This window comes from Acetobacter papayae JCM 25143, from assembly GCF_000613285.1.
GTDB classification, from domain to species: Bacteria; Pseudomonadota; Alphaproteobacteria; order Acetobacterales; family Acetobacteraceae; genus Acetobacter; species Acetobacter papayae.
Map to the genome: position 1 here is coordinate 1 of NZ_BAIN01000073.1, position 11,234 is coordinate 11,234.

Sequence of the window (11,234 nt, forward strand, 5' to 3'; positions counted from 1 at the left end):
ACAACAGCTACACGGGAGCCACCACCATTGCGCAGGGCACGCTGCAACTGGGTAATGGCGGCACCACGGGTTCGGTCGCTTCATCCGCTATTCATAACAACGGCTCCCTTGTTACGGATCGTAGCAATGCCTTGCTGCTGTCAGGGGTTATCGACGGTACGGGTAGCCTGACACAGGCTGGCACGGGCACGACCGTGCTGAGTGCGGACAATACCTACACGGGAGCCACCACCATTACGCAGGGTACGCTGCAACTGGGCAACGGCGGCACCACGGGCTCGATTGCGTCTTCATCTGCTATTCATGATAACGGCGCGCTTGTTGTGAACCGCAGCAATACGCTGATACTGGCACAGAGCATTGATGGTACGGGTAGCCTGACGCAGGCTGGCACGGGCACGACCGTACTGAGTGCGGACAACAGCTACACGGGAGCCACCACCATTGCGCAGGGCACGCTGCAACTGGGTAATGGCGGCACCACGGGTTCGGTCGCTTCATCCGCTATTCACAATAACGGTGCGCTTGTTGTGAACCGCAGCAATGCTCTGCTGCTGTCAGGGGTTATCGACGGTACGGGTAGCCTGACCCAGGCTGGCACGGGCACGACCGTGCTGAGTGCGGACAACAGCTACACGGGGGCCACCACCATTACGCAGGGCACGCTGCAACTGGGTAATGGCGGTAAAACGGGGTCTGTTGCGTCCTCGGTTATTCACAACAATGGTGCGCTTGTTGTGAACCGCAGCAATACGCTGACACTGGCACAGGTTATTGATGGCACGGGTAGCCTGACACAGGCTGGCACGGGCACGACCGTGCTGAGTGCGGACAACACCTACACAGGGGCTACCACCGTGGAGAGCGGCACATTGGATGTGGAGGGTTCCATTGCGGCTTCAGCCGTGACGGTGCTCAGTGGTAGCACGCTGGAAGGCACAGGGTCTGTTGGCAGCACGCTGATTGAAAAAGGGGCCACCCTTGCGCCTACAGGCATGACTGGCGTGCTAAGCGTGGAGGGAAACCTGGAAATGGCCGATGGTGCAACCCTGTCCGTGCATGAGGATCACCATCCTTCCGGCACGACAATGGAGGTGAACGGGCAGACATACGACCAGCTTAATTCCGGCACGGTGGTGGTAACAGGGACGACAGCTCTTTCTGGTACGCTGAATGTGAATGTCATTCCCGGAACACTCCTGAAATCACATGAATACTACACGCTAATTACGTCCGATGGTGGATTTTCTAGCAAGGCGGATACCTTGCAGAGCAACCTGACCAATCTTTACACCTTTCTTTCGCCCTCGCTGTATTACACCGACAATGATCTTGACCTGCTGATGTCGCGTAATGACGTCACTTTCTCCTCCGTGGTGGGAACCCGGAATGAGCGGGCAGTCGCGCAGGTTCTGGATAGCCTGCCTGAAAGCAATGTGCTTGTGCAGGGCATGGAAAGTCTGGATGCGGCAGAGGCACGCCAGAGCATGAATGCGGTTTCGGGCGAGGTATATGCCTCGGCCCGTACGGCGCTGATACAGGATAGCGTGTATGTCCGTCAGGCAGCGCTGGACCGTTTGGAAACAGCCGATTGTCAGGAAGGCGGCATGAGCGGGGCTATCCACACCGCGTCACTGGCGACAGGGCGCAAGGACGAAGGCTGCCTGAGCGGACAGGCCGTACTGTGGGGCGAGGCCTATGGCGGGCTCGGGCGCAATAATGGCGATGGCAACGCCGCCAGCATGCACCATTCCACCACCGGCTTTATCATGGGTCTTGATACGCCCATCATGGATGGCAAGTGGCGGATTGGTGGCCTGTTCAGCTATGGCCGTTCCATGTTCGATGTTGGGAGCGGGCGCGGGTCTTCCGGCCATAGCAACAACATTACCGTGGGGGGGTATGCTGGCACGCACTGGGGTGCACTGAGCCTGAAGCTGGGGGCTTCCTATACGTGGAACATGCTGAGCATGCAGCGTAATGTCGCGATTGCTGATTACGCCAGCCGGCAGTCCAGCAGCTATTCCGGTGGCACGGCGCAGGCGTTTGGTGAGCTTGGCTACCGTTTCCACACGGCTTACGGCACGGTCGAACCCTTTGGTAACGTGGCTTATGTCAACCTCGATACCCATGGCTATCAGGAAGAAGGGGGCGCTGCGGCCCTGCAGGGGCGTGGCACCAATACCGGGGTGACGTTCTCCACCTTCGGGGTGAAGATGTTCAAATCCGTGCAGGTCGGCAAGCTGCTGCTGCTGCCGCATGGCTCTCTGGCCTACCGGCGCGCGTTTGGTCTACTCACCCCTACAAACCACACCATGCTGGCCTCCGTAGGCAGTGGCGATATGGATGTGGCCGGGGTAGCGCTTTCGCAGGACTCCGCCGTGGTGGATGCCGGGCTGAATGTCCGGCTGACGGATAGGGTTGATGTCGGGCTGTCCTATATCGGGCAGTATGGAAACCAGTCGGTTGAAAGCGGGGCCATGGGCCGGGCACATTTCCGGTTCTAGGTGTGTATCGTGCCCCCGACGTTTCGTGCGTCGGGGGTCGCTGCCAGAGTCGCCCTTTTTAAGGGGTTGGCAGTTTTTCCATCATATCAGCACGATAGGCGAGCAGGGCCTGCGGGCTGTGCGAAAAGGCTTGTGTTCTATTTTTGTTCTGACGTAGGGATGGAGGCGAAAAAGGAGCCATCCTATGCACCAGGACAAGACCGATACGCTCGCCCTCCTGCGCGAAAAACTCTGTCGTATGGAGCCAGCCCAACCCCTTTCAGCCGACAGGCTGCCCACCGGTTTTGCGGATATTGACGCCCATCTGGGGGGTGGTCTGGCGCGGGGCTGTGTGCATGAACTGTTCAGTGCCGGGCATGACAGGGCGCAGGCGGGGCGGCCAGCCGCTTTTGCCGCGCATGTGCTGGCACAGACGACTGGCCCCGTAATCTGGGTAAGCGAAGATTATCCAGACCTGTCCGCGCCGGGTATTCGCCAGTCCGGCCTTAACCCCGGCCGCCTGCTCTGTGTCACTACCCGGCAGGGCGGGCTGGAAAACCTGTGTGAGGATGTTCTGAACGAACGCGGCGTGTGCGCGCTGGTGGCGGATATTCGCGCGCCACTTTCGCCTGCGCGGCTTCGTCGGCTCGTGCTTGCGGCGGGGCGGAGCATGTTACGGGCTTTCTGCTCCACCGGGCGGCGGCATTTGCAGCGGAACCACCCGCCAGCGCCAGCATGACCCGCTGGCGTATTGGCGGAGGGAGCGCTCTTGGCCGTGCTGATTTTGCGGCCTGGTCGCCTGTTGTGGGGCCTGAGCGCTGGTCGGTGGATCTGCTGTGGCATCGCGATGGCCCGGCAGGCCCATGGGGCATTACGCCAGCGCGTGAGGGTGGGCCTTACAGGCAGCCTATGCCGTGGGCGGGCGAGCAGCGGGCCAGAGCCTGATCCTCTTTTGTCTGATCTCGCCTGCCTGATTGGACGGCACCGCCAATGTCTGGCACCTTCATGCTGGGTGAACTGGGCCGCAGGGCCGTGCTTCAGCCACGATAGGCCGGACAGGAAAGGCGGATGACATGGGCACGAAACGGGTTCTGCTGGTGGCGGGGTGCCTGCTTGCCATGGCCGTTACCCCTGCACTGGCGCAGGATAATGAGGAAGACGGCGATTACACGGCGCTAACCAACAAAACGACAAAAACTGCCAACGCCACCTGCATCGATTACCTGAATTCCGAACATGGCGGCTATTCGGGCGATAAAATGAATGAATCCCGACAGCCTGATGAAATCACCATCGGTCTGTCCAAGGCTATCCGTGATGAATGCCAGAAGCACCCTAAAGAGCCGGTGCGCAAGGCGGTGGCTGATGTAAAGGACGCCTATGCTGCGGAACTGGCGGATATCCAGCGCAGAATGAAAAATCAGGACAGCACGCTCAAAAACAATAGCGGCACATAAGGTCAGGCTTTGCGCGTATCCGCACCGGGGGGGCATCCGGTTGCGGGGCCGGTGAGTGTTATGTTACATTATAACATAACACTCACATGGAGAGACAGGAATGAGACAGGCCTGCCCAACCCGTCAGCTCTTTGCCGTGCCGCCGCCGCTGGAGCATATCAGCCGTCCTGACTGCCCGATTGCGCAGGAACCACGCCAGATGAGCCAGCCCGTAAAGGACGCGGCGGCGCGCTGGGTCTCTCACGGGCCGGAGCTTTTTCTCAGCCGTGGCACGGTGGAAATTATCGAAACCGAATTGCAGCCTGTCATGCCTGCTGGCACGCAACCGCTGGTGGAGGACATGCTGGCCCTTGCGCGTTGTTACCAGCAGGTGGCCGGTATTCATGAACTGCGCTTCCGTCTTGAAAAAATCGACCATGACAGTTGCCGCCGCTTCCATGTCGATTACGTGCCCCTGCGCCTGTTGTGCACCTATGTTGGCCCCGGTGTTCAGTGGCGGCATGCCAGCGACCAGCTTGTGCATAAAACCCCCGCAGGCTGGCTGACCCTGCTCAAGGGCAAGCTGTACCCCGGCTGGGAGGCCGAGCGGGCGGTGCTCCATCGCTCCCCACCGCTTTCGGTTTTGAAAGCGTCCGTTACACGCCTGCTTCTGACGCTCGATTATGTGGATGCCTGCGGCACGAACTAAAGGGCTGTTTTTCCGAGGTTTTGTGCCGGGGTGGGGGTATGGTGCCGTCGGGTTTTGCCAGGCGCGGGGCTGCTCCGCCCGTGCCGGATTTGCCTTGTGGTGGGGAGCCGGTATGAATTGAAGGGCGAACCCAACCCGATTTTGCGTGAGACCCACCGATGTCCATCGCCTTTATTGATCTTGCTGCCCAGAAACGCGTTCTGGGAGATCGTATTACAGCCGCCATGGAGCGGGTGCTCGGCCATTGCGGTTTCATCAACGGGCCGGAGGTCAGGGCCTTTGAGGAGCAGCTTGCCGCGTTTTCGGGGGCGCAGCACGCAATAGGCTGCGCCAATGGCACGGATGCCCTCATGCTTGTGCTGATGGCAGAAAACATCGGGCCGGGGGATGCGGTGTTCGTGCCGTCTTTCACCTTTGTCGCCACTGCCGAGGTGGTGCCTTTTCTGGGCGCGACCCCGGTTTTTGTGGACGTGCAGGAAGAGACGTTCAACATGGACCCGCAGAGCCTTGAAGCCGCCGTGCAGACCGCGCTGCACAAGGGGCTGAAACCGCGTGCGGTTATTCCGGTCGATCTGTTCGGTCTTTCAGCCGATTACGATGCACTGGTGCCCGTGGCCAGACAGTATGGCCTGACGGTTATTGCCGATTCGGCGCAGGGTTTCGGATGTTCCTATCATGGCCGCCGGAGCGGCACGCTGGGCGACTATACAACCACGAGCTTTTTCCCCGCCAAACCGCTGGGGTGCTATGGCGATGGCGGCGCAATCCTGACGGATGATGCGGACAAGGCCGCCCTTATCCGCTCGCTGGCCGTGCATGGCACCGGTAAGGACCGGTATGACAATGTCCGTATCGGGGTCAACAGCCGACTGGATACGTTGCAGGCTGCGATCCTGAGCGAAAAACTGGCGATTTTTGAAGAGGAAATTGCCGCGCGCAACCGCATTGCGGACCGCTACGCACAGGGGCTTGCAGGTGTGGTTAAAACACCGGACGTGCCGCAGGGGCTGGTGTCCGTGTGGGCGCAATATACGGTGCGGGTCAAACACCGTAACGCCTTTGCCGAAAACATGAAGCGGCTGGGTGTGCCCACGGCCATTTACTACGCCACGCCGCTGCATGAGCAGGCAGGTTACCGGGGCTTTCCCGTTCCCGAGGCCGGGCTGCCGGTCAGCAATGTGCTGGCGCAGGATGTTATCAGCCTGCCCATGCACCCCTATCTGGACGAGCAGACACAAGACCGGATTATCGAGGCCGTTAAAGCCTCGTGCACGGATGCTGTCTGACACAGAAACCTGTCGGATAGCGTAAAAAACGGAGGGGCTTTTACGGCCCTTCCGGGGGCGGGTGCATACCGCTTGGATGTGTATAACGATCATGTTGTTATCACATGTCTGTCAGCGGCGGTTATGCCCGCCTAACCTGCTGGACAAGCAGATTGGCCATAATTATTGAATCGTTAAGGGGCTGGGTGCGTTTCTGGCCGTGGGCCGACACCCTCCCTGAAGAGACGATTCATGATGATGGATACGATTTCTGATCTTTCTGTGCTGTCTGCCCAGAGGAGCGATCCGGTTCGGGTTATCAGAACCAATGCCCGCCTCCAGCATGTAACGCAGGATAGTTTTTTCTTCTCCGGTCGGCCCGCGCGGCTGGCTATGGCCTATATCTCTCCCCATAACGATTTTCAGGCAACGGTTGGTGCGCTCCAGCGCCTTGCGGGGCAAACCCCGCTGATTGCAACCATGACTGCGGGAGAGCTGTGCACGCAGGGCGGCGCCACGCGCGAGCCGCTCTACAACGACACCCGCTCCCGGTGGATGATGTGGTGCTCCAGCTTTTCAGCCCCGAGATGGTTGAAACCGTATCCATTCATACCATCGCGCTGGATGACGGGGAGGGCTCGTCATCCACCGTGCAGCCGGATGTGCGGGTCGAGCGGATACAGGCCCAGCTTTCGCGCATTACCCTGCCTTTTGTCATCAACCCGCAGAACACACTGGCCGTGACGCTGATAGACGGGCTGGCTAAGGCGGAAAACTACTTTGCCGAAGCGCTTTACAAGGCCGAGAGTTTTCCCTGCGCGTTTATTGGTGGCTCTTCCGGCGGCACGCTCGACTTTAGCGACACAGCACTGTTCGATGGCAGGCGTGTGGTGCGTAACCATGCGGTGCTGGCGTTTCTCAAGCTCGCGCCTGATTTTGCATTCAGCATTTTCAAGACACAGAATTTCGTCAATACCGGCCGCTCCTTCATTGTTACGGAGGCGGATGCGGGTAGCCGGATGGTGCGCTCCGTTCTGGACCGGCAGAGTGTTACGGTTGTCAATATTCTCAACACCCTCGCGGCCCTGATGTCGTGCCGCAAGGAAAAAGTGTTTGAAGCGCTGGAAGATTACACCTTCGCGCTGTCTATCGAGGGTGAGCTGTATATCCGCTCCATTTCTAGCATTGATGTAGCGCAGGGCGTGGTGTCGTTCTATGCCGACATCAATGTTGGTGATGAACTGTTTTTGTTAAAAGCAAATGATTTTAACAAAACTACCCGTTCCGACCTGAACGCCTTCCTGCGTGGTAAGCCGCAGCCCGTGGGCGCTATTCTGAACGACTGCATCCTGCGACGTCTGAACAATGCCAGCCATCTGCATGATCTTGATGGTATGTGGCCCATGCCCGCGGCTGGTTTTTCGTGCTTTGGCGAGTTTTTCGGCATCAACATGAACCAGACCCTCACAGCCGCTGTGTTTTTCCGGCTGGAAGAGGGTGAGGTCTTTCATGATGAATTTATCGAGTATTTTCCGGTCTATTATGGTCGGTATTCACAGTATTTTTTGCAGACCCGCCTTAACCAGCAGAAAATCCTCAACGATATCCGCAAGGGGCTGATCGAGCGCATGGTGGATTTTATCCGCCGCACGGCGCAGAGCAGCCTTGAGCTTGAACAGATGGTGAAGCAGACCGAGGCGGTGCGCGTCACTATGGAAAGTGTGCGGGCAGAACTGCACGCACGCATGCAGAGCATGGCCAGCGACAACCAGAAAGGCGTGCTTGAGCAGGAATTCCAGAATGTTGTGCACAGAACAAAGGAACTGTTCGATATTGTGACCATTCTGGAGAAAATCTCGCTCCAGACCAACATCCTGTCGCTGAATGCGGCGGTCGAGGCCGCGCGGGTGGGTGAGCAGGGCAAGGGGTTTGCCGTGATCGCCAGCGAAGTGCGTATTCTGGCCCAGCATACCAAGGACAGTCTGGGCAAGAGTGCGCAGGCCCTGGTGGGGGTGAAAACCTCAACCGGCGTGCTGGGTGAGCATATTGAACAGTCGGAAAAAAAGCTGAGCGAGGCGCGCGATAATTACGGCGAAATCTTTGCCCGGATCGGCAGCATGTTCTCCTCTTTCGAGCAGATCAACGAAGTGATGAACTCGGTCGAGGAAATGTCGCACCAGCAGGCGCAGCTTATCCGCACGGTTGAGGATGATATCGCCCATCTGCGAAAAATCGAGCAGTAGGGCCGTATTTCCGGCCGGGAGCAATGCCCCGGCCGGAAAACGGTCAGGCCCCATAACAGGGCATGACCGGGTTAGTGAAACCAGCCGGACTCTTTCTTGACAGCCGCCTGACCTTTTAGTTCAGCGGCGTTGCCTTCTTTTTCCAGCAGGGTTTTCGTGCCGGTCGACAGGTTGCGGTTTGCATCCGCTTCCGACTGGGTAAGGTCGGTTTTGGCTTTCTGTGCGTTCAGCTTGCTGTCGATTATGTCGTTTTCACGCGATACCTGCGTTTTCTTGGACTGGATGTCCAGCGAGCGGTCCTCCAGCTCAAGAGCGCGCAGTTTGTCTTCATACGCATCATCACGCGCCTGACGGGCATCCTTGCGGGCCTGTGCTTCGGCGTTGATACGGGCCTGCGCCGCCTGACGGGCTGCCTGTGCGCGGGCCTGCGCCTGCGCCTGAGCCCGTGCGGCGGCCTGAGCCTGAGCCTGAGCCTGCATGGCCTGATAGGTATTGCGTTGCTGGGCCGCATCCACGGCGTCAATCTGATCTGTCAGCGACTGCGCCTGAACGGTGCCGGGCGCAATGGCGGGAAGCATCAGGGGCAGCAGCAGGGCGGCCCGCACAACATGTTTCATAGCAGTCATCCCTTGCGGTTTTTACCGGGTGGGGGGCAGGCGTGGTTGGGCTGGATGCGGGTTTCACCCGGTGCGGATTCAACCATCACAGCACGACCGGGCACGAACTCGCAGGCGCGGCCAACCTGAGCGGAGTTGAAGGTCTGGTTGTTCTGCTCATAGGTCAGGGACACGCCCTCAACCAGTGTCTGGCTGGCTACGAGCGAGCCAGCACCCACACCGGCTGCCGCACCGCCAACACCACCCAGAGCACCAAGCCCGGCGGAGCCGCCAACGCCAGCACCCAGTCCGGCACCAAGGCCAGCACCCAGAATACCGCCAACGATCTGGGCGGTCTGGCGGTTGCGTGCGTTGCTGACCTGCACTTTGGCGGGCAGCACGGCCAGAATGGTTACAACCTTCGCGAGCTGGCGCTGGTTGACCTGAGAGGCCGTATAGGTATCCGCCCGGTTTTCTTCACCGGGGGTGGTGCAGGCCGCCAGAGAAAGGGCAGAGGCCAGCAGAACGCCGAGTTTCGCGGAGGTTTTGATCATGGTCGATCCTTGGATCATAAAATAGTGTCCCATGCTTTTAGGGCATGCTCAGGGCATTGAAAATAATAAGAGTCTGCAGATTGACAAGCCAGATAAACATTCTGGTCTGCGGATGTTAATATTTGCCCCTTAAAGAAATATTAACAGATTATAAAAATCTAAGGGAGTCCATTTTCATTGCAGCATCTGGCCTGTGCGCTGGCCGGTTGCTTTTTTTCAGGTTCCGGCATTGGCCGTGTACCGCTCATGCAGGTCACGAACAGCCTGCACAAGCTCGCCTATATTATCATCGCAGAACGTCGCCTGCATGGCGGCCAGCGGCGCATCGGTAAAGAACGGCCAGTCCAGTGTGGCGCGCACGGTCTGCAGGGCCAGTATGGCGCGCTCATAACGGTCGATTTCGCAGGCCATGCAAGGGGCGGCAGGGTTACGAGGTTGAACAGCTCGTCTGCCACGGCGGCGGCATAAGGGCGGGCTGGGTGTGCGGTCATGCGGTCTGTCCCTCCCTTGCGCTGGAACCGTCATGAGTATGTGCGTTAAAAACGCACAAGGCGCAAGATCAAAACACCGGCAGTAGGGGCTGAGGCGCTATTTCCATGTCCATTTGCCGACAACCCGCCCGTTGATGCTGATTTCATCGAGTGTCAGCTCATAGGTGGAATAGGCGGGGTTGATGCTCATGATCCGCACGCGGCGGGGTTCTTCCATGCCGGGCAGGAGTTCAAGGCGCTTGAGCACAAGGCCGAATCCGTCCCACAGCACATAAACACCCGGCGGGGAGGGGACGCGGTGGGCCGTATCCACCAACACACGGTCTCCTGCCTGATAATCTGGCTCCATGCTGTCGCCCGCCACGCGCACGATGGCGAGGGTTTCGGGCGATTCGGCAAAGGCGCTGATATAGCCGCGCGGCAGGCTCCAGTGCTCCACGGGGCGTAGCCCGTCCTGTGGTGCGCACAGCACGGGCACACTGCCCGGCCCGGCGGAGGTCAGGACATCATATTCCGGTATGCTGACCTGCCGGGGCGAGGTGTGCGAGGTTTGCTCTTCAGGGTCAGGAGGCAGGGGGGCGGGCTGTTCGGGCAGGCTGCCGCTGGCCATGCCGCGAGGGAAACCGGGCTGCCGCACGGGGCGCCTATCTGCGAATCCGTTGGTCAGGGCCGGGTCGTTCCGCCCGTGTGGGGTCAGATTCATGCCCAGAACGGCCTCGCCCGTGGTCAGTCCCCCAAGGTTCCAGATTTCGGCGGTGGTAATGGGGGGATCTCCCCGCCCGGCGAGCAGCGGCACCATGAGCTTGACCATAGCCAGTGGCAGTTCCTCCTTTTTGTAGGAGGTTTCGTAGGTGCGGTACGAGGAGAACTTGTCTCCATACCCCAGCGCGCGCGCGAAATCGCGGATTGTATACCCCGCGCGTTCGCGCAGGCTTTCAGCCTGTCCGTGATACGAATTCTCGTCATGCGGCATTGTGTGTGAAAACGGCACATGTGTCAGTGCGGAAAAACCGCTTGATTGTTGTACGTCATTGGCGCACATAGCGTGCATATTTTACGTACGATACCGACGCCATCCTGCCGGGGTGGCGGGTTCGTAACCGCAAGGCCCCGTCATGACTGACTCTCCCCCCTGTGAAGCGCCGCCCGCCCCGATGTTGCGTTCGCCTTCCGGCTCGCTGCCGCCCCCAGCCCCCTGACCCCGGCGGATTCCGACCTGCGGGGCTTGCCCTTTATGCCACTCGATACGGTGCGGCTGCTTGATAGCGATCTCTTTGCCCTGAGCACGGGCGATGAGTTCAAGTGTGCCGTAGCTCTGTGGTGCAAGGCGTGGCAGCAGGTACCTGCCGGGAGCCTGCCTGACCATGAGCGCGTGCTGGCGCATCTGTCTGGTGCCGGAGCGGGGTGGGTGGGCGTGCGGGGCTATGGGCCGTGCATGGGTGGGTCTTGTGGTG

Annotated in this window: 12 protein-coding genes; 7 read left to right on the forward strand and 5 right to left on the reverse strand. The window is 59.5% G+C overall.

Annotation, left to right across the window (positions count from 1 at the left end):
* From JCM25143_RS12800 to JCM25143_RS19530, 7 genes are all read left to right on the forward strand, one after another.
* Positions 1 to 2,507: autotransporter outer membrane beta-barrel domain-containing protein (locus JCM25143_RS12800; RefSeq protein WP_025861478.1), on the forward strand; the 2,507-nt coding region annotated here is incomplete at its 5' end.
* Positions 2,508 to 2,691: 184 nt separating this feature from the next.
* Positions 2,692 to 3,225 carry an ImuA family protein gene (locus tag JCM25143_RS12805; RefSeq protein ID WP_025861480.1) on the forward strand — a complete coding sequence of 178 codons (534 nt, stop codon included), beginning with the start codon at positions 2,692 to 2,694 and terminating at the stop codon, positions 3,223 to 3,225.
* The gene (locus tag JCM25143_RS12810; RefSeq protein ID WP_025861481.1) at positions 3,222 to 3,431 is read left to right on the forward strand and encodes a hypothetical protein; all 210 of its coding nucleotides are present in this window, start codon (positions 3,222 to 3,224) and stop codon (positions 3,429 to 3,431) included. Before JCM25143_RS12805 ends, JCM25143_RS12810 begins: the two co-directional genes overlap by 4 nt.
* Before the next feature lie 128 nt (positions 3,432 to 3,559).
* On the forward strand, positions 3,560 to 3,943 hold the full coding sequence (locus JCM25143_RS19525) for a hypothetical protein (RefSeq protein WP_025861482.1): 384 nt from the start codon (positions 3,560 to 3,562) through the stop codon (positions 3,941 to 3,943).
* Positions 3,944 to 4,043: 100 nt separating this feature from the next.
* Positions 4,044 to 4,631, forward strand: a complete 588-nt coding sequence (locus JCM25143_RS12820; protein ID WP_025861483.1) for a DUF1826 domain-containing protein — start codon at positions 4,044 to 4,046, stop codon at positions 4,629 to 4,631.
* A gap of 158 nt (positions 4,632 to 4,789) precedes the next feature.
* Positions 4,790 to 5,917: a DegT/DnrJ/EryC1/StrS family aminotransferase gene (locus JCM25143_RS12825; protein WP_025861484.1), complete on the forward strand. Its 1,128-nt coding sequence runs from the start codon at positions 4,790 to 4,792 to the stop codon at positions 5,915 to 5,917.
* 530 nt (positions 5,918 to 6,447) lie between these two features.
* The gene (locus JCM25143_RS19530; protein ID WP_051543351.1) at positions 6,448 to 8,139 is read left to right on the forward strand and encodes a methyl-accepting chemotaxis protein; all 1,692 of its coding nucleotides are present in this window, start codon (positions 6,448 to 6,450) and stop codon (positions 8,137 to 8,139) included.
* A 71-nt stretch (positions 8,140 to 8,210) separates the two neighbouring features.
* Here JCM25143_RS19530 and JCM25143_RS12835 read toward each other — a convergent pair whose 3' ends face one another.
* The 5 genes from JCM25143_RS12835 to JCM25143_RS22440 form a co-directional block, all read right to left on the reverse strand.
* Positions 8,211 to 8,756, reverse strand: coding sequence for a DUF5384 family protein (locus JCM25143_RS12835; protein ID WP_025861485.1), 546 nt, complete (start codon positions 8,754 to 8,756; stop codon positions 8,211 to 8,213).
* Between the two features lie 5 nt (positions 8,757 to 8,761).
* Entirely contained in the window at positions 8,762 to 9,289 is a 528-nt protein-coding gene (locus JCM25143_RS22435) for a hypothetical protein (RefSeq protein ID WP_025861487.1), read from the reverse strand.
* 216 nt (positions 9,290 to 9,505) lie between these two features.
* Entirely contained in the window at positions 9,506 to 9,700 is a 195-nt protein-coding gene (locus JCM25143_RS12845) for a hypothetical protein (RefSeq protein WP_025861488.1), read from the reverse strand.
* A 177-nt stretch (positions 9,701 to 9,877) separates the two neighbouring features.
* Complete coding sequence (locus JCM25143_RS21630; protein ID WP_025861490.1) at positions 9,878 to 10,822, reverse strand: S24 family peptidase; 945 nt, start codon at positions 10,820 to 10,822, stop codon at positions 9,878 to 9,880.
* 12 nt (positions 10,823 to 10,834) lie between these two features.
* On the reverse strand, positions 10,835 to 11,234 hold a 400-nt coding region (locus JCM25143_RS22440), incomplete at its 5' end, for a hypothetical protein (RefSeq protein WP_234395242.1).